The sequence below is a fragment of the Proteus appendicitidis genome, from assembly GCF_030271835.1.
Classification (GTDB): domain Bacteria; phylum Pseudomonadota; class Gammaproteobacteria; order Enterobacterales; family Enterobacteriaceae; genus Proteus; species Proteus appendicitidis.
On record NZ_CP127389.1, the window covers coordinates 3985199 to 4010964 of the forward strand.

The following is a 25766-nucleotide window of genomic DNA, read 5'->3' on the forward strand; positions in this document are numbered from 1 at the left end:
TGTGAATATCTGTTTACTTTGTGAAGAAGGCGCTGATAACAGCGCCTTATCTGATTTAGCGCAACGTTGGGGCTTAGTTCACGATGAAACGCAAATTATGGCATTAGTGTTAACACCCACACACCTTGAATTACGCAAACAAGATGAACCTAAATTGGGTGGCATTTATGTCGATTTTGTGGAAGGCACCATGGCACATCGTCGTAAATTTGGCGGTGGTCGAGGTGAAGCTGTGGCAAAAGCTGTCGGCATTAAAAAAGACTATCTACCTGATGTAGTTGATGCAACGGCAGGGCTTGGTCGTGATGCATTTGTATTGGCGTCTATTGGTTGTAAGGTGAGAATGGTTGAACGCCATCCTGTTGTCGCAGCATTGCTTGAAGACGGCTTAAAACGTGCTTATCTTGATCCTGATATTGGTGAATGGATGCAAGAACGTATGACACTGATCCACGCCTCTTCAGCTCAAGCACTAACAGAAATCACACCAGCACCCGATGTGGTCTATCTTGATCCTATGTATCCACATAAAGCGAAAAGCGCATTAGTAAAAAAAGAGATGCGAGTGTTTCAGTCTTTAGTGGGTGCCGATGAAGATGCAGATGCACTGTTAGAGCCGGCAATTACGTTAGCTAAAAAAAGGGTTGTAGTTAAACGTCCTGATTATGCAGAACCATTAAATAATCAGCCTGCACATGCCAATGTAACAACCAAAAATCACCGCTTTGATATCTATCCTTGTGTGTAACTACTTACACATTAGGAAAAAATAAATTTGAAATCTGACGGGTGTTAAACACCCGTTCAGAATCAATGAAAATTACAACACGCCTTGTGCCAGCATTGCATCAGCGACTTTAACAAAACCTGCAATGTTTGCGCCTTGAATATAATTAGTTTGCTTACCTTCACCGCCGTAATTCACGCAAGCATGGTGAATATCTAACATAATGTGATGTAAGCGAGCATCCACTTTCTCTGCTTTCCAGCTCAAACGTGCCGCATTCTGTGCCATCTCTAACCCCGAGGTTGCAACACCACCAGCATTAGCTGCTTTACCTGGTGCAAAAAGGACACCCGCTTCAATAAAGGCATCTGTTGCAGCAATCGTTGTTGGCATATTTGCGCCTTCAGCAACAGCTTTTACCCCATTTTTGATAAGCACTTTAGCCGCTTCCCAATCTAACTCATTTTGTGTTGCACAAGGCAACGCAATATCAACAGGAACAGCCCAAGGTTGTTGCCCTTCAAGATACGTTAAGCCAAATTCTTTTGCGTACTCTTCAACACGACCATAATTATTTTTAATTTCAGTGAGTCGAGCGAGTTTTTCAGTGGTAAATCCCGCTTCATCAACCACAGTACCACCTGAATCTGATGCTGTTATTACTTTAGCGCCTAACTCTAAACATTTTTCGATAGTGAACTGTGCAACGTTACCCGCGCCAGAAACCGCCACACGCATTCCCTCAAGAGACATACCATGACGTTTAAGCATCGCATTAGTAAAGTAAACCAGACCGTACCCAGTAGCTTCTGGGCGAATTAAACTGCCACCGAATGAAAGACCTTTACCTGTAAATACACATTCATTGCTATTAGACAGTTTTTTCATCATGCCGGCCATAAAGCCGACTTCTCGTGCTCCCACCCCAATGTCACCGGCAGGAACATCTGTATTAGCGCCTAAATGGCGATAAAGTTCAGTCATCAATGCCTGACAAAAGCGCATCACTTCCCCATGGCTTTTACCTTTAGGATTAAAATCAGAGCCACCTTTGGCTCCTCCCATCGGTAATGTCGTTAATGCATTTTTAAATGTTTGTTCAAAACCTAAGAATTTTAGGATAGAAAGATTTACTGATGGATGAAAACGCATACCACCTTTGTAAGGTCCAATGGCGGAGTTAAATTGGATACGCCATGCTCGGTTAACTTGCACTTGCCCTTTATCATCTAACCAACAGACGCGAAACTGGATAATACGTTCAGGCTCTACTAAGCGCTCAAGTAATGATTGTTCACGATATTGTGGGTTTTTCTCTAAAAAAGGCCACAAAGTGGTAAAAACTTCACGAACCGCCTGATGATACTCAGGTTGATGAGCGTTATATTTTTCTACCCCTTCTAAAAACGAAGATAATGAGCCAGATATATTCATTCAGTTATTCCTTTTTTGTGTAATGTGATGTTGGCATAACCTCATTTATTCGGAATATTTTTGGGTTTTGTGAGGTTGATGTTGTTTTGCTTCTTGAATATATCATTAAAATACATTCACACTTCAAGACATTTTTTTCACAATTAGACAAAAAAAAAAGGTTGACTCGCTTTAACGACAGGAAAAATAGGAATTTTAGGCAAAAAAATACCTGCATAAGCAGGCATTTTTTTGCTTAAACAAGCAAGCGATTATTATTCATCATCTTTCAGAGGAACAATTAGCATATCAACATGCACAGTATTAATTAGTTGGCGTGCTGATGACATCAATTTGCTCCAGAAGTCTTGGTGATGACCACAAACGACTAAATCCATATCGTATTTCTTAATCGCATCGACTAGAACTTGTCCTAAATCACCACTACCACTCAGGGTTTCTTGAATTTCATAACCCGAGTTATCAGAGAGATCTTTTAACGCGTTACGGGTTTCATCAGTAATACGTTGCTGCATATCACCGAGGTTGACATCAATTAGACCGGTATAAAGATCAGAGTAGTTAACATCAACGTGAATTAAGGAAACTTTGGCATTATAGGGTTTTGCCATAGATACAGCTTTCTGTACTAAGACGTTACTCTCAGGGGATAAATCAACTGCCACTAGAATATGCTTATAAGCCATCGTGAACTCCTTCCATAAGCTGATTAATCGGTTGGAAAGGCGGTTAAGCCTAAATCCTATGTATTAAATATAACGTTTTAAGATGAAAGTTAGATGTCGCCTTGATCACAACTTATGTCAAATTCATCAAGAAAGCATCTATCGATAAATAACAATATACACTATTTTACATTAGCACGATGTCATTCACCGACAATAACATCATAATAATGAGAATTGAGTATAAAAAACAACAAAAGCACCCTTTTAGAGTTATTTTTTATCTTTTTTTCTGAAAAAGGAAACAACTTGAAAAAGTCACTTTTGTTTATTGCTTAATTTCACCTAAACTTAAATTAGAGAAAAAAGTAACCTTTATTGGTAAAGGTTTTCTCATCTCAGAATCTATTATTCTAGGGAGGGGATTATGTTTAATGTCATTGTTGTCTTTTGGGCGCTATGTATTCTTTGCCTGATTAATATGATGCGTTATTTTTCATCTATTCGGGTATTACTCACAATATTGCGCCAATCTGATCCTTTGCTCTACCAATCTGTGGATGGCAATGGATTTTTTACTATGCACGGACAATTTTCAAAACAACTAAGACTCATTCGCTATATCAACCAACGCCAATACATCAATCATCATAATCCTGAAGTCATTATGCGTTGTGAGCGAATTTATCGGCAATTTTATCTTGTTAGCCGTTTTTGTATTTTGGCTGTCGCAAGTTTAATTGCCATGCTTTTTTGGTAAGCGACAAAAACAAAAAAACGGTGACTAAAAGTCACCGTTTATAAACAAACTTGGGTAATTATTGTTATCAGCTATTCACAATAAATGTAAGTGATATCCAATAAAGTAAACCTGATAAACCAATGCTAACTGGTAATGTTAAGATCCAAGCCAGCGCAATGTTTTTCACTGTCTTCGTTTGAACACCACCACCATCAACAATCATCGTACCTGCAACTGCAGATGACAGAACTTGTGTTGTTGATACAGGCATACCCGTATAACTTGCTACACCGATAGAAACTGCGGCTGTTACTTGCGCAGAAACCCCTTGAGCGTAGGTCATACCTTTTTTACCAATTTTCTCACCAATCGTTACTGCAACGCGTTTCCAACCTACCATGGTCCCGATAGAGAGCGCTAATGCCACGGCGACAATGATCCAAATCGGAGCATATTCCACGGTGTTTAGCAGGTCACGACTCAATGTTTTTAAGAACCGTGCATCTTGGGCGCTAGTTTCTGGTAATTTAGCCACTTCTGTTGCGGTATCAGCGATACACATAAGTAATCGACGCATTTGAGCACGCTGGTCTGCGGTTAGCTCATCATAAGAGCCAATATTTGCAAGCAGCTGTTCTGTTTGATTCAGAACAATTGGCGTTCTTGCGCTATTACAATGGAAATCTGTATCGCTAGCATCAGCTTGCGCTGGTACTACTGGTGTATTATCAATAGCATGCTGTAGTGCTGGCTGATGTTTCTCATAATATTGTTGTAAGTGTACAACGGCATCATGAGTTTTGGTGATATCGTATCCGCTTGCACTCATATTGACGACAAAGCCCGCAGGCGCAACGCCAATTAATACCAACATGATAAGACCGATACCTTTCTGCCCATCATTTGCACCATGAGAGAAACTTACCCCAACTGCAGATAAAATCAGTGCAGTACGGGTCCAAAATGGCGGCTTACGCTTACCATCTTGCTTCTCACGTTCAGCAGGTGTCAGGTGAATACGACGACGTTTTTTCGTACCACTCCAGTAACGGCGCAGTAAGAAAATCATCGCGCCTGCAATAACCAAGCCGATAATTGGTGAAAGAATGAGTGATAGGAAGATACTGATCATTTTTGGTATGTTTAATGCGTCAACGATAGACGAATCTGTCACGATAGCATTTGTTAAACCAATACCAATGATAGCACCTATCAGCGTATGTGAACTTGATGCTGGAATACCGAAATACCATGTACCTAAGTTCCAGATAATGGCGGCTAACAGCAACGAGAAGACCATGGCAAGGCCATGAGCTGAGCTCACATTCAGCAGAAGATCTGTCGGTAACAAGTGAACGATAGCATAAGCTACGCTCAATCCACCGAGCAAAACTCCAAGGAAGTTAAATACACCCGCCATCACGACCGCAAATTGCGCACGCATAGCACGAGTATAGATAACAGTTGCTACCGCATTTGCGGTATCATGGAAGCCGTTAATAGCTTCATAAAATAGCACAAATAACAGTGCTAAAACCAACATCAAACCTGTGTGAAATTCTAGGTCAGTAAACAAATGTAGCATAGACGTTAAGCCAGTTAGTTGGACATGAACGCGGCGCATTATCAGCGACAAATGCGAACGGTGGAAGCAAAATTTAACCTTTTTTTGATTTGATAACCAAGAAAATCAGAGCCTTTTTAAGATAATTCCTTATATATCATTTAATTAATAAAAATAAAAAAAAGTAAATTTCTGACAATTTTTTCCTTGCTTATAAGAATTTAGGTGAAAAATGCAGATTTCTCCATATAATTTTACAAAATACTCTGATCTTACGCGAAAATCATTGATTAAGTAGTCAGAGAAAACCAAGAACGAGACATCATTGTGGGATCATACGATACAGTAATTATAGGTGCAGGTGCCGCGGGGCTTTTTTGTGCGTCTTTAGCAGGACAAGCAGGATTATCTGTTTTAGTCCTCGATAATGGTAAAAAAGCGGGCCGTAAAATTCTAATGTCAGGTGGTGGGCGTTGTAATTTCACCAACATGTATATCGAACCTTCCGCGTACTTATCAGAGAATCCTCATTTCTGTAAGTCAGCGCTTGCTCGCTATACACAATGGGATTTTATTGAATTAGTGCAACAACATAACATCGCCTACCATGAAAAAACGCTCGGGCAGCTATTTTGTGATGATTCAGCACAGCAAATTGTTGATTTATTACTCACTGAATGTCAAAAAGGGAAAGTAAGTGTTCGCTTACGTAGTGAAGTCACACAAATCGAGAAAACAGATACGGGCTTTACTATTTTTGTTGATGGAAAAACCATCACAACACCTTCGGTAGTCATTGCCAGTGGTGGTCTTTCTATGCCTGGTTTAGGGGCAACCCCTTTTGGCTATAAAGTTGCTGAACAGTTTGGGCTTCCTGTTTTACCCACTCGCGCCGGTTTAGTGCCTTTTACTCTGCATAAACCCCAACTTGAGCAATTAAGCCAACTATCCGGCGTAGCGGTACCCGCTATTGTGACGGCAAAAAATGGCACAAGTTTTAAAGAAAACATTCTTTTCACACATCGTGGTCTTTCAGGTCCTGCGATTTTGCAAATTTCAAGTTATTGGCAAGCTGGAGAGTATGTAAGTATTAACTTACTTCCAAGTATTGATCTTGAAAGCCTGCTACAAGAAAAACGTCAAGAGCATCCAAATCAATTAGTAAAAAACACGCTTTCTCGCTTATTACCAAAGCGTTTTATTGAAATAATGATAGAAAATAAACAGTTACCTGATGTTTCTCTGACTCAACTGAGTAATGAACGTATTACACAAATTGCAACGTTACTACAAGAATGGCAAATTCAGCCCAATGGTACTGAGGGATATCGCACCGCAGAAGTCACACTAGGCGGTGTAGATACTCGAGCTATTTCCTCTAAAACCATGGAAGCCACAAAAGTAAAAGGACTCTATTTTATTGGCGAAGTGGTTGATGTGACGGGTTGGTTAGGTGGATATAACTTCCAGTGGGCGTGGAGCTCGGCTTATGCCTGTGCGCAGAGCCTTATTTCAACACCAAAATCGACTGTTGTTGAACAATAATGAATAAATGTGCAAATGTTAAAGTTATAAATATTGGTTTTATAATTCTATAAACTTATAACTCATACATAATAAAAACCAGCCATCATCAATCAATGATGGCTTTTTCTTCTGGTATTTCTCGGTAGAGATCCAAAATACCTTATATCCCTTCCTTTCCTCTGGTTTTATACCACATTTTCTCTTCTTTTCTTTATAAATGACCCCATAAAGAATATTGTTAACTATTTGGTTATATTACTGTTTTAAAAAATTATTAAAATAAAATAACTCGTTAATCAGTAAGTTAAAACTTTTTTAGCTCTTTTTTCTAATTTGCTTAAAAAAAGGGCTTTACAAATGATACTGAGAACCATTATCATCAATAACACTTTCAGATGCACCACCTTCAGGGTCATATGAAAGAACGACATTGCTCACATTGCTTCCAGTGTTTTACTTTAGCCAGCCGGGTGCTGGCTTTTTTCTTTTCTAGAACTCATTCGATGTTTTTGTTTTCTCTTATTCAAATTATTTGGATCTTCAGGTTAAATTCCTCCGCTTTTTTACTTTGCGCTACTGGGTAAACTGTGTTCAACAACTTCAGAGAAGGAAACACATTATGATTTATCTACGCAAAGCAAATGAAAGAGGACACGCTAATCATGGTTGGCTAGATAGCTGGCATACCTTCTCTTTCGCAAATTATTACGATCGTGATTTTATGGGATTTTCTGCACTACGAGTTATTAATGAAGATCGCGTAATACCCGGTAAAGGTTTTGGTACTCATCCACATAAAGACATGGAAATTTTAACCTATGTGCTTGAAGGTAATATCGAGCATCAAGACAGCATGGGTAATAAAGAAAATGTTCCTGCAGGTGAGTTTCAAATAATGAGTGCAGGTACAGGTATTACTCACTCAGAATATAATCCAAATAGTGATAAAGGGCTGCATTTTTACCAAATTTGGATTATGCCTAGCACCACCGGTATCACACCACGTTACGATCAACGTCGTTTTGATACCTCAGTGAGTAAACAACTTATTTTATCGCCAGATGCTCGTGATGGTTCTTTAAAAGTCTTTCAAGATATGACGCTATGGCGCTGGAACCTGAAAAAAGGTGAAGAAGCACAGTATCAGGTAGAAACAGGACGCAATGTTTGGCTACAAGTAGTGAAAGGCAAAATAACGATTAATGACATAATTGCGACCACCAGTGATGGTGTGGCTATCGCAAATGAAGATATGATCCGTTTCGTTGGTGATGAGGACAGTGAAATTTTACTGTTTGATTTACCTCCAGTAACAGCATAGTTGGGTTATCACCCTCTAAAGTCACTTTTTCTCTAATAAACAATTTCACTTTATTTTCTTTGTATTCCCTGAAATCTTCTCGCATTTCAGGGATTTTTTTTATCTCGAAGATCTCAAATAAAAAAACACCAAAATCACATCCTATGAGTTTGGTGTCTTTTATTCATGCTAATAAAAATTAACGTTTTGGTCCCACTTTAGTCAACGCTTGACCCGCTGGGGTATCCGTATATTTATCAAAGTTTTTCACAAAGCGATCAGCCAGATCGTCTGCTTTAGTATCCCATTGTGCTTTATCAGCATAAGTATCACGAGGATCTAAGATTTCGCTGTTAACGCCTGGTAGTGCGGTTGGGATCTCTAAATCAAATACAGGTAATGTTTTCATTGGTGCTTTATCAATATCACCATTTAAGATGGCATCAATAATAGCGCGTGTATCTTTAATCGAGATACGTTTACCTGTACCGTTCCAACCTGTATTAACCAAGTAGGCTTTTGCACCTGATGCTTGCATACGTTTTACCAATACTTCAGCATATTGTGTTGGGTGCAGAGATAAGAATGCTGCACCAAAACAGGCTGAGAATGTTGGTGTTGGCTCGGTCACACCACGTTCAGTTCCCGCAAGTTTAGCGGTGAAGCCGGATAAAAAGTGGTATTGCGTCTGTTCTGGTGTTAAACGTGAAACAGGAGGTAACACACCAAAAGCATCCGCTGTTAAGAAAATAACTTTCTTAGCATGACCTGCTTTGGAAATAGGTTTAACGATATTATCAATATGATAAATAGGGTAAGAAACACGGGTATTTTCTGTTTTCGAACCATCGTCGAAATCAACAGAACCATCAGATAACACAACCACGTTTTCTAACAGTGCATCACGTTTAATTGCACCATAGATATCAGGTTCAGCTTCTTTTGATAAGTGGATTGTTTTCGCATAACAACCACCTTCAAAGTTAAACACGCCGTCATCATCCCAACCATGTTCATCATCACCAATTAACTTACGCTTAGGATCGGTTGAAAGGGTTGTTTTACCTGTGCCTGATAGACCAAAGAAAATAGCAACATCACCACTTTCGCCAACGTTTGCGGAGCAGTGCATAGAAGCGATGCCTTTAAGAGGAAGGAAGTAGTTCATCATAGAGAACATACCTTTCTTCATCTCGCCACCGTACCAAGTACCACCAATTAACTGAATGCGTTCAGTTAAATTGAAAGCAACGAAGTTCTCTGAATTCAGACCTTGCGCCTTCCAATTTGGATTTGTACATTTCGCTCCGTTCATCACAATGAAGTCTGGTGTGAAATTTTCCAGCTCTTCTTGTTCAGGACGAATAAACATATTTTTAACAAAATGCGCTTGCCAAGCAACTTCTGTGATAAAACGAACTTTCAAACGTGTATCCGCATTCGCACCACAAAATGCATCGACAACAAACAAACGTTTGCCTGATAGCTGATTGGTTACTAATGATTTTAAGTCAGCCCACACTTCTTGTGAAAGTGGCTTATTATCATTTTTACCTTTACCCTGATCAGCCCACCATACGGTGTCACGCGTAACATCATCACGAACAATGTATTTATCTTTCGGAGAACGTCCAGTAAATATACCTGTATCAACGGCAATAGCGCCTAACGAGGTTTGTGTGCCTCGCTCGTAACCTGTTAATTCAGGCTTGGTTTCTTCATTAAATAACAGCTCATAGCTTGGGTTATAAATGATTTCACTCGTGTCCTTAATACCGTACTGCTGGAGATCCTTAGGGGTAAGACCTTTAACGCTCATAGTTTTGCTCCTGATAAATAGACCTTTCTGCGAATAATATTAAGGTGTTACGAGTAATTAACAGCGATTGTTATCAATATTTTGAAAATTTATAATTTTTTTATGTTAAGAACGAGAGCTAATGCACAAAACTAAAGAAAAATTGTTGAATAAAAAAGGACGCAAAATAGCGTCCTTTTGATAAAACCGTCTTGCTAAATCGAATCAGTGCAATTCTGACTTATTTAACTCATTGATTTTATTAATATCATTCTCTGTGAAGATATAATGTGTTCCACAATATTCGCATTCCATATCAATATTTCCCTGTTCTTGCAACAGGTGGTTCACATCTTCTTCCGACAATGTTACTAATGTATTTTCACAACGTTCACGCGAACAAGTACAATGGAATTCAACAACTTGAGGATCATAAAGAGTGACATCTTCCTCATGATATAAGCGATGTAAGATCTCTTTAGTATCTAGCGTAAATAGCTCTTCAGCTTTGATTGTGTGTGTTAACTGTGTCAGCAATTCAAAGTGTTCAGCAGTATGTTCTGCGGTGAACTCTTCTGACGCAGGCAATACTTGTAATAACATACCCGCTGCGGCTGGTTTGCCCGCTTGCATACCACTACGAATAAATACGCGTGTAGGTAGCTGTTCTGATTGCTTAAAGTAGTTATCAATACATGCTTCAATAGTTTCACCATCAAGAGCAACAATACCTTGATAACGTTCACCTTTTTCAGGCGTTACCGTGATGACCATAAAACCATTACCGATCATCTCTTTTAAGGTACTACCAGCCTTAACATCATCACCAACACGCGCAACACCACGCATTTGTTGATTATTGTTGCCATTAATAACCGCCAATCGTACTGGGCCATCACCTTGAATTTGAACCGTAATATCTCCTTCAAATTTAAGCGTCGCTGTTAACAAACTCGTTGCCACTAATAAATCACCCAGAAGGCATTGAACTGGCTCAGGATAATGGTGATTTTCAAGCATTGATTGATAGGTTTCAGTCACATTGACTAATTCACCACGTACCGCGTTTTTTTCGAATAAAAAACGTGATAAAGCGTCTTTTTTAGACATAATTTTCTCTCATTTCAGGGAACCGGTTAATCCGATTCTTGTAAATTTGTCTGTTTGAAGCGAAGTAAGGTGCGTCTTTCCTTTTTATCAGGGCGACGCTCAGGATGAGGCATTGTTAACGCATTCATTTTTCTTGCTAGAGCAATTTTTTCTCTTTTAGCAATACTCTCTGGCGTTTCGCAATAAAGTGTCTGCGCTTGTGTAGCACCTTGTCGCTGAGCACTCACCATGAGAATGGTTACCGTCCGTTCATCATTACCTTGTCGTAGGCGTACTTCTGCACCTTCTTCAACGATTTTACTTGGCTTACCTCTCACACCATTGTAATGGACTTTACCACCTTCAATCATCGTGCGCGCAATGGCACGCGTTTTATAAAAACGAGCAGCCCAAAGCCATTTATCTAAGCGGACACCACTGTCTTGTGATGGTTGACTCATCCCTTTCTCCTTAACTTCAACTTCTTTACGAAGGCGATAGTGTAAACACATGGCCTTCCACAACAAGGGACTTACTGAGGAGGGCGATAAAAACAGTGCTCATAGTAGAGACTGATTTTATTCATGCGTTGGTTGTTTTGTCGCCGGCGCCGGATGATAAGAAATAGGTTCAATACTAAGAACCCGATAGCAAGAAGCAACAATACCGTATTACCGATGTAATATAACATTGTCATCGAGTCTGGCAGGCTATGTAAAAATATCTGTAACGTGCCATTCGCATCGACAACCATACCCGTTATTACGCCACCCGTATCAAAAGGTGTATGCAATAAAATATCGGATAAACGTTGTAATTCTCGCCACTGTTCTAACGGAGTAGGTTCAAACACTGAGTTTGAACTTGAAGCATAATCAACAAGCTGTTTTCTTTCATCACTGATTAACAGCACACCACCCGGTGGAGGGCTGTTTAACAGTATTGCGGCTTTATCTATTTCTCGGTAGATAAAAGAGGATGTGGTGGTGTCGATAAGCTTTTCCAAGGCCTCAGCACTTACTGCACGCAATAAAACATTCGTTCCGGTCAATTTACCGCTTTCAGCTCGTTGAATTAATGCTGCCCAATCATTGACGTTACTTAAGTTAACTAGCGCCATTTTTAGCCGAATACATTCATTTTCTCGGGGGCATAAATCCTGTGTTTTCAACACAATGCCATCAAAATTATCTAGCAAATTCATCCCAGATTTAGTAATCGCTTGGCCTAAACTTGGGTTAACTCGGTTATTAGAAACAGGGTGTAATTGCTCTTCAACCATATGCAATAAAGCCGCGGCTTTTTCTATCGTGCTCGATTCAGGCATTGGCATTGGATTACTGTTATTCCAATAAATCCCTGAGCAATCAAAAGGTGCAAAAATCGTTTTATTATTCTTACTTGATAAATTAGGTGGCATATAGCACATCCCAACCCCTTTAGCTTGAATAATATCCCCGACATGCAAATTGGTTGTTTCTAACTCAGTAAAATTAGTGACTAAATGAGGCTCTGTATCTTTAAGCCATGAAAAACTGAGTTTCATTGAAAGAGAAAGTGGCTGATAAAGATACAACATTCCAATAATAAACAAGCTCCAAAAAACGAAAATAATATTTTTAATATACCGTTTATAAGGATAATTTTTCTCTTCATCATGCAATGAAAGGTAGTTTCCTTGCTTTACAACATGATGACTTGGATACATTTCTAAATAGGTCACCTTATCAATATCGCTTTGAATATAAGGCTCCCAATGAGGCGGATAAACCAGATCAATCCCCCCTAAAGAAACATTTTTTACTTGCCCATGATCAAAGTTACCAAAAAGCCCCCAGCGCTTTAAGCGTCCTTTAAAACAGTGGATTTCTTGTTTACGTGGTTTGATTAAAGGGTTGTGGATCAGAAAAATACCAACAGCAAGAAAAGCACCACCGGTCGCTAAGATCCAAGGAAGAAAAACTTGAGGCATCATTAAGGCTGTTAGGCACAGCGTAAGCCCTATACAAACAAAAGAACCATCCCAAAAACCAGATGAGTTATGTAATCGGTATTCTTCGTTTGTTTCTTCTCGGATTTGTAATAAGTGAGCCGCATCACCTTCGTTCTTTTGGATAGTTGATGAACCATTTGCCAATATTGGTTCAGACAGCTGTTTTAAACTTAGCGAAGAAAAATGAATTTTTTCGTCTTTTAAAAAATGTCCATTCACACCAATAACGATGGGGATCGAAGGGGTACAGACAACATCGAGAACGTTTTCTTGCTGAAGATAAGGAACAAGCAGCGGGGGAATATGAATTTCTACAGCATCAATATAATAACGCCAATGATTTAATCCTTCACTAGAACCTGCAAAGCGATTAACGATATTTCTTAATGTAGCAACGACTTCGCCTTTAATTGGCATATCGGGGAAGTTTTGTAATGAATAGCCAGAAGAGAAATTAGAGGTACCAAAATAAGATAAATAATCACTAATAAGCCCATAGTCATCAGAAGTGAGCTTGCGATAAGTAGGTTTAGCGAGAGATGGGAGATGATGTGAGCCATCAAGCCGCCTTCTTTTAAAGAATAGAAAGGCGGCCATTATAAATAGGCTTATCATCAAGATAGCCAATATAATGACTGATAATCTCATTTTTTCCCCATGCTTATACTGATGCTGCGTAGTAACAATAACAAATTTAAAACCCTGCCTAACATAAGGCAATTCCTATTCTTTTGTTCTATTTTTTATTTAAATACAATAGATTATATTTTTGTAGTCGCGTTATAATTTATATCTATAATCAAGTTTATATCCGCTAACAATGCTATCTTCGGGTAAAATAGCGAATCAATAAATAATAATATTCTCAAAAAATCAATAAATAACTAGATTTGATAGCGGAGTGTACTCAATTTTCCTTTAAAAGCTAAATCTAATTGTTAGATTTATTTTGTCATTAATGTGTTAAATTCAGGTTAATCTCTATTCTGTCAGGGACTGTTATGAAAGAACTAAAAAAACCCAATATATTAAACATTGATAACATCGCCCGTTCTCAATTATTTCAGATCCAATCCGTTAATCTGGAGTTTAGTAACGGAGAAAAGCGCACTTATGAGCGAATGAAGCCCGCTAATCGTGAAGCCGTTATGATTGTTCCTATTATTGATGACAATATTATTCTTATTCGTGAATACGCCGTAGGTATCGAAAATTACGACTTTGGTTTTCCCAAAGGCGCAATTGATCCTGGTGAAAATGCCCTACAAGCTGCAAACCGCGAACTAAAAGAAGAAATTGGCTATGGCGCTCACTCATTAATAGAACTCGCAAAGCTGTCGATGGCACCCTCTTACTTTTCTAGCAAAATGAACATTGTCATCGCGCATGATCTTTATCCAGAGCAACTTGAGGGTGATGAGCCTGAACCACTGATCCAAATACGTTGGCCTATCGCAAAAATGATGGACTTACTCGAGCACCCAGATTTTACAGAAGCTCGTAGTGTTAGTGCTCTCTTCTTAGCCCACCGCTATCTATTACAAAATAAATAGATAATAAAAAACCGGACTTTAACATCCGGTTTTTATTTTCGATTAATTAGAATAACTCGTTAGATTCGCCATTATCCTCAAAAATCTGTGTTCCTACTTCATTTTTTGCCCTTTCTGTCGGTTGAGTGCCATCAATAAAATATTCTTTCATTGAAGCGCCATCACCCGCCAATTTTCCTGTCCTTCTATCAATTTGAACAGCCACAACACCTTTTGGTGCTGGCATCATATTAACAGGGACACCATCCAGAGCTACTTTCATAAAGTCATTCCAAATAGGTTGTGCTGTTTTAGCACCCGCTTCACCACCACTTGCGGCAGTTCGACCTAAATTGCGGCTACTGTCATCAAAACCAATCCAAGCTGTAGCAACAATATTGGCACCATATCCAGAGAACCAAGCATCTTTAGAACTGTTTGTTGTTCCGGTCTTACCACCAATATCTTGGCGTTTAAGATCACGAACAGCACGCCAACCTGTACCAGACCATCCCGGCTCTCCCACAAGGTTTGTTCTTAATGCATCATGCATTAAGTAAGCCAGTGGTGTGCTGATAACATGTGGTGCATAAGGGCTTTCTTTTACCGTTTCAGCTAATGGTGCTTGTTCTAATTCAATTTCAGGCGTAACCGCTACTGGCTGAGATGTATTAGATTGAGCAACGTTTTCCATATAATCATCAGATAACGCAATAGAACGCATGGTATCGCCATAAATAACAGGGATATCAGTACAATCAGGACAAGCTATCTTTGGTTTTGCAGTAAACAGCTCTTCACCTTCGGCATTCTCAATACGTTGGATATAGTAAGGCTCTATGAGATATCCGCCGTTTGCCATAACAGCAAACCCTCGTACCATTTGCATTGGTGTAAATGATGGTGATCCTAATGCTAAAGATTCTGTTCTATCGATATTTTGATTAGGGAAACCAAAACGTAATAGATAATCAGCAGCATAATCCACACCCATTGCGCGCATTGCACGTACCATCACCACGTTTTTAGACTGACCTAAACCTTGACGTAAACGAATAGGACCGGCATAAGTTGGCGGTGAGTTTTTAGGACGCCAATCTGTTCCCGCACCGGCATCCCAACGGCTAATAGGTAAATCATTAAGCAGTGTCGATAACGTTAATCCTTTATCTAATGCAGCAGCATATAAGAAAGGTTTAATGTTTGAACCGACTTGGCGTAACGATTGAGAAACCCGGTTAAATTTACTGATCTCAAAATCAAAACCACCAACCAGCGCAATAATCCCTCCATTGATAGGATCTAATGCAACAAATGCAGCATTAACACCCGGAAGTTGCGCTAGTACCCAATTGTTTTCGTTATTTTGGCGTACCCAAATTTGCTCACCAGCATGCACAACGGCATCAACTTTTGTTGGTGTTGCGCCTTGAGAGGTATCAGAAATAAATTTACGCGCCCAACGAACCGCTTTTAAATCTAGCGTAATGTTGTCGCCCGTTTTTAAGATAACTTTGGCTTCTTTCGCATCAGCGGATAACACAACAGCAGGAATTAAAGGACCATAAGTTTGGATCCCTTTTAATTTCTTGTTGATAGCTTCGTTATCCCATGGTGTTTGTCCTTCACGCCACAAAACTTCTTGAGCGCCACGGTAACCATGACGCATGTCGTAGTCGATAACATTGTCACGCAAGGCTTTTTCTGCGGCTAATTGATCTTTACGAACCACCGTAGTGTAAATTTTATAGCCATCTGTATAAGCATTTTCACCATAGCGCTCATACATCTCCATTCTCACCATTTCTGTTAAATAAGGTGCAGAGAAATCAATTTGTGGTGCATGGTATTTAGCAACGATAGGCTCGGCTCTTGCACTTTCATACTGCGCACGAGTGATATAGTTCTCTTCATACATACGCTGTAAAACGACATTACGACGTTTTAAGGCACGATCATAAGAATAGAGTGGGTTAAGTGTCGATGGTGCTTTCGGTAAACCAGCAATGACAGCCATTTCATTTAGGCTAAGATCATGAACACTTTTACCAAAGTAAACATAAGCCGCAGCACCCACACCATAAGCGCGGTTACCTAGATAAATTTTATTTAGATACAGCGCTAAAATTTCATCTTTAGTCAGCTCTTTTTCAATGCGGATCGCCAAGAAGGCTTCTTTTATTTTTCGCATTAATTTCTTTTCAGGTGTTAAAAAGAAATTTCTAGCTAATTGTTGCGTAATGGTACTCGCGCCTTGAGAGGCTTGTCCTGATGTTAATGCCACGACAACAGCACGCGAGATCCCAATAGGGTCAATACCGTGGTGTTCACGAAAACGCGTATCTTCTGTTGCGATAAAAGCATTAATAAGTTGAGGAGGTATCTCCTCCAATGTTAGCGGTAAACGACGTTTTTCGCCGTATTGCGCAATCAACTCTCCGTCTGCACTAAATACCTGCATAGGAGTTTGTAAACGAACATCTTTTAATGTCGCGACATCGGGTAACTGAGGCTCTACATACTTATACATACCGTATATCGAGGCAGCTCCCAAAATTATGCAAGCAAAAACGAAGATGAAAAAATATTTTAAGAACTTCACCTTAAATTTCCCATGTAATGTGAATTGGGCGGTTTATAAACAAACAGTGCGTAGTATAAAGGTAACGCCTCTTCGAAAATAGGCAATTACTCATCAATAGATATGGATATCATTTATGGAAACACACAATTACCAGATTGGTATTGAAATTAACACTCATCATATCAATGCAGTTTTGGTATTTCAGCAGAATAAACAATGGAAGATCAGTACATTTTGGCAATTCCCTTTACCTCTTAATGACGATTTAAATGACATAAAATTAAGAGAAATCCTAATAAATTGGCGTGAAAAATTACCCTCAATTAATAATGTTACGCTTTCTCTACCAGATATTTATGAAAACTATCAAATTATCTCACTGCCTCATGCAGTTTCCCTTACATCAGCAGCATGTTATCGGTTAGCGCAACTACGAGCCACATCTTACACACAAAATACGAAAATCCCTGTTAATTTTGATTATCGGCAAAATAATGGGAAACTCGCTATTCATCTGTGCCATAAAACGATTTTAGATAAGTATATTGACTTGTTTTCTCAAATAAACTTAACAATAACTGCGATTGATACCCCGGCATGCGCACTACGCTATTTAGCAACTTACCTTGATATCTCACCTCAGTACCCACTTTTGTACTGTAAAAACAAAACGCTACTTTGGATATCATCTGATGAAAATATGCCCCATTACGGCACTCTTGCCTATGAAAACCAACAAGAGCAACAAGCCTGTATTTACCAGTTAATAGAAAAATATCATTGGTCATTAAAACAGTGTTACTTAACAGGTGATAATGAAGAATATTTTAGTCAGTTGATGCCTATTTGGCCCCATCTTTCCCTCGACTTATTTAACACAACGTCAGATAAAAATCTCATTCCACTTGTTGCTTTGGGTTTGGCATTACGCCCTGAAGAGGTGTTATGTATCAAGTAAATTACTTACCTTGGCGCAGCCGTTTATTTAGGCAAAATGCATTGTTATGGCTTTTTCAAACACTATCATTGGTCACGATCACTTTCGTTATTTGTAGCTATTACACCTACCATTTAGCACAAAAACGCTCACACATAACAGATCAACAACGCCAAACTCAACAACAAGAAGATTTATTGCTAAAACAGCTCGATATATATCAACAACAGAAAAAACAGACACTTTTACGCTATCAACACTATTCACTCTATTATCAAAACTGGTTGCGCTATTTACATTACATTCGCTTCTTTCGAGCTATCGAAACACATCTTCCCTCAACTGGTTGGATTAGCCACTATGGTGAGGCAGATAATCAGCGCTCACTCCATCTCACACTTCCCAATACACAATCACTCTCCTTTATTACCAACCTTAAAAATCACCCTGTTTTAGCCTCTTTAACGTTGAGTTATTTACAACAAAGCAAAGCTGATCCGTCTTATACAGAAATACATTTAAACGGAAAGTCAGAAGAACAAGCGCGATGGAATGAAGAAGGTGAAGAAGATGAGGGAAGCCAATGAAAATAAATGCACAGTGGTTGTTACTTATTGCGTTTCTACCCAAGTGGAAACTCACTTTACTGAGCTTAATAATACCTTTTATTACCCTTCTATTTTATTACCTCTTTATCTATACGGACTACCAGCAAGAGATAGCTCAACAACACCTAGAAATAGTACAAAGACTAAAGCGTATTAATCACTATCAGAGCGCGTTAGACACAATGCCATCTATTCATTCACAACAAATAGATTATGACATTCCATTCGATAACCTACCGGTTAGTGAGCAATTACAACGTTTACTGATGACTTACCATTTTATACCGGAGATTTGGGAAAACTCGCCTAGCTCTTTATATAAACTCACTTTTACTTTGTCTTACTCACAGTTTTTAGCACTCTTGGAATACCTCAATCAAACAAGTTTAGCGCTGGTTTCTCTAAATATTATTCCAATAGAAACCCATTTAATTTCAGTACAAATAAGCCTTACAGAGCTAAGTTATCCTAGCGCAATACAGGGTGATATATCATGAAGATAGGAATTTTAATCGTCATATTATGTATGACTACCGCCACTTTGGCTCACACCCGAGATCCCTTTTTTCCTGAGAATATCGATGATGAAAAGATATCATCTACTTTTATTGAAGAGCGAACATCAACTACGGAACAACCTGATGAGTTACATCACCAACTTTATCCTTTAAATTATGCTGATGCTGAGAGATTAGGCGAACAACTCAGTAATCACACTATTCCATTACTAAGTCAGCAGGGGCGAGTTATTATTGATAGAGAAGCGAATAGTCTTTCAATCGTTGATAACAGTAAAACACTGTCTGAAATTGAGGATTGGCTAAAATTACGGGACACTCCACAACAACAAGTTCATATCACCGCACATATTGTGAGTAGCAGTCAGGATGCTTTAAATGAATTAGGTACTCAATGGGGATTACAAGCATTAAAAACACAAACCGAAGCTGCATCTACCATACCTAATGCTATTTCAACAACCTCCTCGCTTAATTCGGCGCCATCAACGCCTTCACTTTCTGCATTATCACTCCATCAAAACACCAAAAATCCCCTGCACTATGTTGCCTTTAATATTGCCAGAATTAATGGGCGTCTATTAGAGCTTGAATTAAGTGCGTTAGAACAAGAGAAACAGCTATCTATCATTGCAAGTCCACGGCTCACAACCGCTCATGAAAAAACAGCATCCATTAAACAAGGAACGGAGATCCCCTATGTCAGTCGAGATAATGAAATTACACGAGTTCAATTTAAAGAAGCCGTTTTGGGTATGGAAGTAACCCCCATTATTCAGAGAAATAAAAAGATAAGATTAATACTTAAGATTAGTCAAAACACACCGGGCATTGCACTTGTTCAAGGTGGAAGTGAACATCTATCTATTGATAAGCAAGAGATCAGCACAGAAGTGACTATTCGAGACGGAGAAACCATTATGTTAGGAGGTATATTTCAGCAAAAGCAACAAGAACACACAGCAAAGATCCCCTTCTTATCCTCTATTCCATTACTAGGAGTACTTTTCAGTCATAAAAGAGATCAACACAGTCGCCATGAATTGGTTATTTTTATTACACCCAAATTAATCTAATTTTTTATGTGATAAATACTTTTATTATAAAATACAAAGCACTACATGTTTTTTACTAGGATTAAACTGAGAGTTATTCATTGTTTTTTCTTATAATCAGTATTTATAGATTTGACGATGAAGGCGATTTAGCTTACAAGGGTTAGCTAATTTGAGTGAACCTGAAACATCACAATAAAAATACGGATACATTTTATGCACTTCCTCTATTCTTGGAGGTAGGGCTTTTTATATGTAATATTGATCGATTGATGACGAAAAAGACAATATTATCAGATGCGGTTTTCCGACTAAATTGTGTTAGAATCTCCGCGTTGCCAACAAAGATAATTACTTTTTGAGTAGTTTTTGTTATGTACTGTGGGCAAAGGGATTTTTATCCTATGTTGTCGTTTATGACAGCATGTGGTTATTTTATAGCGATCTACTGAAAGAACTCAGTCTTATTATGAGAGTAGATAACAAATGTTATCAGGTGTGTATTAGATAAACACTCATAAATTTCAGTTTAGGTCCCGTCGCTGAATGAATTTGGCGGGGCGGGTTATCATTAACGAATATCTTAGTAATACCAAAAACATGGCAGAGAAACGTAATATCTTTCTGGTTGGGCCTATGGGTGCCGGCAAAAGCACTATTGGTCGTCAGTTAGCTCAACAACTTAGTATGGAGTTTTATGATTCCGATCAGGAAATTGAGCGGCGTACTGGTGCGGATGTAGGTTGGGTATTTGATGTTGAAGGCGAAGAAGGCTTCCGTCAACGAGAAGAAAAAATAATCAACGAACTCACTGAAAAGCAAGGCATTGTGTTAGCAACAGGTGGTGGTTCGGTGATATCGCGAGAAACCCGTAACAGATTATCTGCACGCGGTGTGGTTGTTTATTTAGAAACCAACATCGAAAAGCAGCTCGCGCGTACCCAACGTGATAAAAAACGTCCTTTATTGCAAGGTGTTGAACCTGTGCGCGATGTCTTAGAGACATTAGCTGAAGAACGTAATCCTCTTTATGAAGAAATTGCTGACATCACTATTCATACTGATGATCAGAGTGCAAAAATTGTAGCCAATCAAATAATTGAATTATTAGAACAAAACTAATAAATTCAGCTATTTACAAGGTTAAGTGAAGACAATAAGAAGAAGGCCACTGTTATGGAAAAAATCACTGTCACATTAGGTGAAAGAAGCTATCCCATTACCATTGCTTCTGGCCTTTTTCATCAAGAAGATACCTTTTTACCTTTAAAATCAGGGCAGCAAGTTATGATAGTCACAAACGTGACACTTGCTCCACTCTATTTAGAAAAGGTAACGGACACCTTAAAAAAACAGGGTGTTTTGGTTGATAGCGTAATTTTGCCTGATGGCGAACAATATAAATCGCTTGAAATCATGAATGATGTCTTTACTGCATTATTAGAAAAAAATCACAATCGAGATACAACACTTATCGCGTTAGGCGGTGGTGTTATTGGTGATCTAACTGGTTTTGCCGCAGCAAGCTATCAGCGCGGCGTTCGCTTTATCCAAGTGCCAACAACACTATTGTCACAAGTTGATTCTTCTGTTGGTGGAAAAACTGCAGTTAATCACCCTCTTGGCAAAAACATGATTGGGGCGTTTTATCAGCCTGCTTCTGTTGTTATCGATCTCGATTGTCTTGCCACATTACCGCCTCGTGAACTTTCATCAGGTTTAGCTGAAGTTATTAAATATGGCATCATTTTAGATAAAAACTTTTTTATCTGGCTTGAAAATAATATTGATAAACTCTTGGCGCTTGATCCTAAAGCCATGGCATTTTGTATCCGTCGTTGCTGTGAGCTAAAAGCTGACGTCGTTGCTGCTGATGAAAAAGAAACAAGTGGTTTGCGCGCACTACTCAACCTTGGTCATACCTATGGACACGCCATTGAAGCTCATATGGGATATGGTGTTTGGTTGCATGGTGAAGCCGTTGCTGCAGGTATGGTAATGGCGGCAAGAACAGCTCAAGCGCTTGGTCAATTCACTGAAGAAGAGACTCAACGTGTTATTCAATTGCTTGAGAGAGCCAATCTCCCCGTCAATGGTCCTATTGAAATGACACCCGATGACTATTTACCTCATATGATGCGAGATAAAAAAGTATCTGGTGGCAAATTACACCTTGTTTTACCAAAAGGTATCGGTCAATCCGAATTGCGTGCCGATATTACTCGCGAACAAGTCCGCAAAGCGATAACATCTTGCATTAATGCAAATTAAGCTCCCCATTACCTGACAAGAAATAAACTAGAATATTCATTTAAGGAAAATTCTGGTTAATATTGTCAAATGCAACGTTTCAGAAAAAGCGTTTCATCCTTATACTATGAGGTAATGGCTAAGGCTGAATAGAATATTTTTCGCTTTTTGACGCTCTGACGGAGGGCATAATGGACGAGTTCAAACCTGATAATGAAACCAAGGGTGATAATTCACTCAAACCTGATACTTCGGATAGACCTGAACGTCGAACCAACCGACCTCGTAACAATCCATTAAAAAACGCACGATTCTCTGTATCCCGTCAACAGATGATGATTGGTGTAGGTGTTTTAGTTCTTATTCTGCTAATTATCGCAATAAGTTCAGCATTAAAATCACCGGAAACAACGGAATCAACGCCTGCGAGTAATACGGAAAGAAATATCGACCTATCTCAACAACCGTCATCCGTTACACCTTCAGAAAATGGTCAGCCATCGACACCTCAATCTATTACTGGGCAAGAGATACAGCCAGCAACACCACCTTCTCAAAATTTACCGCCAATGATTGATTCGCAAGGTCAACGCGTTGAGATCCCTGGTGATATTGTTGATTCTTTAAATCAACAACAACCTGGTATAAACCAAGCGACAGGTCAGCAACAACAATTAAATGCACAACAACCCAAACCAGTGCAGCCTGTTACACAGCCACCAGTCACCAAGCCTGTACAGCCAGTACAAAAACCGGCTGAAATAAAAACACCACCGACAAAACCGGTAACACCACCAGCAACAACGCAACCTAAACCTGCAACGACTAAACCTGTTGTTTCAGGCTCCTTATCAGCAGGTAATTTAAGTGCTATTCCTGCCACTAACTATACGTTGCAATTAAGTGGTGCAAGTCGCCAAGATACCTTAGAGGCTTTCGCTAAAAAGAACCTCAATGGAAACTACACTATTTACAAAACACAGCGTAACGGTAATCCATGGTATGTACTCATCTATGGAAATTATCGTAATATAAGTGAAGCCAAACAGGCCATTTCTTCTTTACCAGCGCCAGTACAAGCAAAACAACCTTGGGTTAGACCGATGAAACATGTTCATCAGGATCTAAAAAAATAATTAAGACGAAGTTCACCGCTGATATGCTGTCTGAAACAGAGTACAATCGGCGACTCTGAAACGATTGAGAAATTTGGACGGCATGAAAAAAAAACGCGCATTCCTAAAATGGGCTGGTGGTAAATATCCTTTGGTAGATGACATTAAACGTCATCTGCCTGAGGGTAATTGTTTAATTGAACCTTTTATGGGTGCCGGTTCTGTTTTTTTAAATACAGAATACGATTCATATATTCTTGCCGATATAAATAGTGATCTAATTCATCTCTATAATACGGTGAAGCGACATCCTGAAAAATTTATGAAGGATGCTCGCTTATTATTTACCCCTCAAATGAATATCGCAGAAGAGTTTTATCAACTACGACAAGAATTTAATCGTTCAACGGACGCTTATCAGCGTAGTGTGTTATTTCTCTATCTTAACCGTCATTGCTACAATGGGCTGTGTCGTTATAATTCAAAAGGTGAATACAATGTCCCTTTTGGTCGTTATAAAAAACCTTATTTTCCTGAAGCAGAGCTAATTTGGTTTTCTGAAAAAGCACAAAAAGCCGAATTTGTTTGCCAAAGCTATTCATCAACGATGACAAATGCAAAAAAAGGCGCTGTCGTTTATTGCGATCCGCCTTATGCACCATTATCACCGACTGCAAATTTTACGTCATACCATACAAATAGCTTTAGTTTTCAAGAGCAGGAACATCTGGCTCAACTTGCCTCAATGCTGGCTTACGAGAGACAGATACCCGTGTTAATATCAAATCATGAGACTGCGTTAACAAAAGAGTGGTATGTAAACGCAAAAGAGCTACACAGTGTGAAAGTCAGAAGAACAATCAGTAGCAACACACTTGGTCGTAGCAAAGTGAACGAATTACTTGCCTTATATAAATAATCGTTAACACCTCCCGACAATGGGAGTGTTGTCTGGAGAATGCGATGAAAGATTTTCTGATTGCCCCTTCTATTTTATCCGCTGATTTTGCTCGCCTTGGTGAAGATACTGAAAAAGTACTCGCGGCTGGCGCAGATGTTGTCCACTTTGATGTGATGGATAACCACTATGTCCCTAATCTGACATTTGGTGCGCCAATTTGTAAGGCGCTGCGCAACTACGGTATTACAGCACCCATTGATGTTCACCTCATGGTTAAACCCGTTGACCGTATCATTCCTGATTTTGCAAATGCGGGCGCAACTTATATCTCATTTCACGCTGAAGCCAGTGACCACGTTGACCGTACAATTCAACTAATAAAAGATTGTGGTTGTAAAGCAGGCTTAGTGCTTAACCCAGCAACCCCATTAAATTATCTCGATTATGTAATGGATAAATTGGATCTTATTCTGCTGATGTCTGTTAACCCAGGCTTTGGCGGCCAATCATTTATTCCTAACACCCTCGATAAATTACGCCAAGTTCGTAAAATGATCGATGATGGTGGTTATGACATTCGTTTAGAAATTGATGGTGGTGTTAAAGTCGATAATATCGCTGAAATTGCCCAAGCAGGTGCAGATATGTTCGTTGCTGGCTCAGCTATTTTCAATCAACCAGATTATAAGCATGTTATTGACAATATGCGCCGTGAATTAGAAAAGGTATCGTAATGACAGACAAAAAACTCAAAGGCATTCGTGCTATCGCCTTTGATCTTGATGGCACACTCACAGACAGCGCTGTTGGACTAACAGAAGCAACAGATTACGCATTAACATCAAAAGGTTTTGCGCCTGCTGGTAAACATAATGTGACTATTTGGGTGGGTAATGGCGTTGATATGCTACTTACGCGCGCTTTGCATAACGCTGGCGTAGAAGATGTCACAGAAACCTTATTAAAAGAGATGCGTGACCTTTTTGATGAACATTATGCAACTTCGGTCAAAACAGGCAGCGATTTATTCCCACATGTCAAAGAAACGCTTGAAGTATTAGCTTCACATAACATTCCATTAGGTATCGTCACCAATAAACCTTCTCCCTTTATTGCACCACTATTACAGCAACTAGAAATTGATAGGTATTTTTCCTTGGTGCTTGGCGGAGATGATGTCAAAGAAAAAAAACCACATCCAGCACCATTATATTTAACAATGGGTACATTTGGTGTTAAAAAGGAAGAACTCCTTTTTGTTGGGGATTCTCGCAACGATATTATTGCAGCACAAGAGGCTCAATGCCCTTGCGTAGGTTTAACCTATGGCTATAACTATGGCGTTCCTATCGCAGACAGCAAACCTGATTATACACTCGATAATTTTGCTGACTTGCTATCAATCCTCGACATCACGCAATGACAAC

At 39.2% G+C, this 25766-nt stretch carries 23 protein-coding genes; 15 read left to right on the forward strand and 8 right to left on the reverse strand.

Annotated features, from left to right (window positions below):
- The first annotated feature begins 1 nt into the window (after position 1).
- Entirely contained in the window at positions 2-748 is a 747-nt protein-coding gene (gene rsmJ, locus QQS39_RS18160; protein WP_109374175.1) for a 16S rRNA (guanine(1516)-N(2))-methyltransferase RsmJ, read from the forward strand.
- Between the two features lie 72 nt (positions 749-820).
- Here the strand turns inward: rsmJ and gdhA are convergent, their stop codons facing one another.
- Both gdhA and uspA read right to left on the reverse strand, forming a co-directional pair.
- The gene (gene gdhA / locus QQS39_RS18165; protein WP_285805113.1) at positions 821-2161 is read right to left on the reverse strand and encodes an NADP-specific glutamate dehydrogenase; all 1341 of its coding nucleotides are present in this window, start codon (positions 2159-2161) and stop codon (positions 821-823) included.
- Positions 2162-2415: 254 nt separating this feature from the next.
- Positions 2416-2847 carry a universal stress protein UspA gene (uspA, locus tag QQS39_RS18170; RefSeq protein ID WP_069369439.1) on the reverse strand — a complete coding sequence of 144 codons (432 nt, stop codon included), beginning with the start codon at positions 2845-2847 and terminating at the stop codon, positions 2416-2418.
- A 406-nt stretch (positions 2848-3253) separates the two neighbouring features.
- Between uspA and uspB the strand changes: the two genes are divergently transcribed.
- On the forward strand, positions 3254-3586 hold the full coding sequence (gene uspB, locus QQS39_RS18175; RefSeq protein ID WP_006534411.1) for a universal stress protein UspB: 333 nt from the start codon (positions 3254-3256) through the stop codon (positions 3584-3586).
- A 67-nt stretch (positions 3587-3653) separates the two neighbouring features.
- On the opposite strand, the gene pitA is transcribed toward uspB, so the two are convergent.
- Positions 3654-5153: an inorganic phosphate transporter PitA gene (gene pitA / locus QQS39_RS18180; RefSeq protein ID WP_151436461.1), complete on the reverse strand. Its 1500-nt coding sequence runs from the start codon at positions 5151-5153 to the stop codon at positions 3654-3656.
- A 306-nt stretch (positions 5154-5459) separates the two neighbouring features.
- Here pitA and QQS39_RS18185 point away from each other — a divergent pair, with 306 nt between their 5' ends.
- Together QQS39_RS18185 and QQS39_RS18190 are read left to right on the forward strand one after the other, a co-directional pair.
- Positions 5460-6677 (forward strand): BaiN/RdsA family NAD(P)/FAD-dependent oxidoreductase, encoded by a 1218-nt coding sequence (locus QQS39_RS18185; RefSeq protein WP_151436462.1) that lies wholly within the window; start codon positions 5460-5462, stop codon positions 6675-6677.
- Positions 6678-7278: 601 nt separating this feature from the next.
- Positions 7279-7980 carry a pirin family protein gene (locus tag QQS39_RS18190; RefSeq protein ID WP_285805114.1) on the forward strand — a complete coding sequence of 234 codons (702 nt, stop codon included), beginning with the start codon at positions 7279-7281 and terminating at the stop codon, positions 7978-7980.
- Between the two features lie 178 nt (positions 7981-8158).
- Here the strand turns inward: QQS39_RS18190 and pckA are convergent, their stop codons facing one another.
- From pckA to umoB, 4 genes are all read right to left on the reverse strand, one after another.
- Positions 8159-9778 (reverse strand): phosphoenolpyruvate carboxykinase (ATP), encoded by a 1620-nt coding sequence (pckA, locus tag QQS39_RS18195; protein ID WP_151436464.1) that lies wholly within the window; start codon positions 9776-9778, stop codon positions 8159-8161.
- A gap of 204 nt (positions 9779-9982) precedes the next feature.
- Positions 9983-10867: an Hsp33 family molecular chaperone HslO gene (gene hslO, locus QQS39_RS18200; RefSeq protein ID WP_285805115.1), complete on the reverse strand. Its 885-nt coding sequence runs from the start codon at positions 10865-10867 to the stop codon at positions 9983-9985.
- A gap of 26 nt (positions 10868-10893) precedes the next feature.
- Entirely contained in the window at positions 10894-11307 is a 414-nt protein-coding gene (gene hslR, locus QQS39_RS18205; protein ID WP_151436466.1) for a ribosome-associated heat shock protein Hsp15, read from the reverse strand.
- Between the two features lie 71 nt (positions 11308-11378).
- Positions 11379-13487, reverse strand: a complete 2109-nt coding sequence (gene umoB / locus QQS39_RS18210) for a flagellar biogenesis regulator UmoB (protein WP_151436467.1) — start codon at positions 13485-13487, stop codon at positions 11379-11381.
- Positions 13488-13840: 353 nt separating this feature from the next.
- Between umoB and nudE the strand changes: the two genes are divergently transcribed.
- Positions 13841-14392: an ADP compounds hydrolase NudE gene (gene nudE, locus QQS39_RS18215; protein WP_151436468.1), complete on the forward strand. Its 552-nt coding sequence runs from the start codon at positions 13841-13843 to the stop codon at positions 14390-14392.
- Positions 14393-14438: 46 nt separating this feature from the next.
- Here the strand turns inward: nudE and mrcA are convergent, their stop codons facing one another.
- A complete protein-coding gene (mrcA, locus tag QQS39_RS18220; RefSeq protein WP_285805116.1) occupies positions 14439-16973 on the reverse strand; it encodes a peptidoglycan glycosyltransferase/peptidoglycan DD-transpeptidase MrcA in 2535 nt (844 codons plus the stop codon).
- Positions 16974-17088: 115 nt separating this feature from the next.
- On the opposite strand from mrcA, the gene QQS39_RS18225 reads away from it, so the two are divergent.
- The 10 genes from QQS39_RS18225 to QQS39_RS18270 all read left to right on the forward strand — a co-directional run bounded on the left by QQS39_RS18225 (position 17089) and on the right by QQS39_RS18270 (position 25762).
- The gene (locus QQS39_RS18225; protein WP_285805117.1) at positions 17089-17913 is read left to right on the forward strand and encodes a hypothetical protein; all 825 of its coding nucleotides are present in this window, start codon (positions 17089-17091) and stop codon (positions 17911-17913) included.
- On the forward strand, positions 17901-18479 hold the full coding sequence (locus QQS39_RS18230) for a fimbrial assembly protein (RefSeq protein WP_285805118.1): 579 nt from the start codon (positions 17901-17903) through the stop codon (positions 18477-18479). The genes QQS39_RS18225 and QQS39_RS18230 overlap by 13 nt, the downstream gene beginning before the upstream one ends.
- On the forward strand, positions 18476-18997 hold the full coding sequence (locus tag QQS39_RS18235; protein ID WP_285805119.1) for a hypothetical protein: 522 nt from the start codon (positions 18476-18478) through the stop codon (positions 18995-18997). The genes QQS39_RS18230 and QQS39_RS18235 overlap by 4 nt, the downstream gene beginning before the upstream one ends.
- On the forward strand, positions 18994-20094 hold the full coding sequence (gene pilQ, locus QQS39_RS18240; RefSeq protein WP_285805120.1) for a type IV pilus secretin PilQ: 1101 nt from the start codon (positions 18994-18996) through the stop codon (positions 20092-20094). The genes QQS39_RS18235 and pilQ overlap by 4 nt, the downstream gene beginning before the upstream one ends.
- A gap of 579 nt (positions 20095-20673) precedes the next feature.
- On the forward strand, positions 20674-21195 hold the full coding sequence (gene aroK / locus QQS39_RS18245) for a shikimate kinase AroK (protein WP_129586866.1): 522 nt from the start codon (positions 20674-20676) through the stop codon (positions 21193-21195).
- A gap of 54 nt (positions 21196-21249) precedes the next feature.
- The gene (gene aroB / locus QQS39_RS18250; RefSeq protein WP_285805121.1) at positions 21250-22344 is read left to right on the forward strand and encodes a 3-dehydroquinate synthase; all 1095 of its coding nucleotides are present in this window, start codon (positions 21250-21252) and stop codon (positions 22342-22344) included.
- A 170-nt stretch (positions 22345-22514) separates the two neighbouring features.
- On the forward strand, positions 22515-23459 hold the full coding sequence (locus tag QQS39_RS18255) for an SPOR domain-containing protein (protein ID WP_285805122.1): 945 nt from the start codon (positions 22515-22517) through the stop codon (positions 23457-23459).
- Positions 23460-23541: 82 nt separating this feature from the next.
- Positions 23542-24357 carry an adenine-specific DNA-methyltransferase gene (dam, locus tag QQS39_RS18260; RefSeq protein WP_151436476.1) on the forward strand — a complete coding sequence of 272 codons (816 nt, stop codon included), beginning with the start codon at positions 23542-23544 and terminating at the stop codon, positions 24355-24357.
- Between the two features lie 44 nt (positions 24358-24401).
- Positions 24402-25073 (forward strand): ribulose-phosphate 3-epimerase, encoded by a 672-nt coding sequence (gene rpe, locus QQS39_RS18265; RefSeq protein ID WP_099076132.1) that lies wholly within the window; start codon positions 24402-24404, stop codon positions 25071-25073.
- Positions 25073-25762 (forward strand): phosphoglycolate phosphatase, encoded by a 690-nt coding sequence (locus tag QQS39_RS18270; RefSeq protein ID WP_285805123.1) that lies wholly within the window; start codon positions 25073-25075, stop codon positions 25760-25762. The genes rpe and QQS39_RS18270 overlap by 1 nt, the downstream gene beginning before the upstream one ends.
- Positions 25763-25766: the final 4 nt, after the last annotated feature.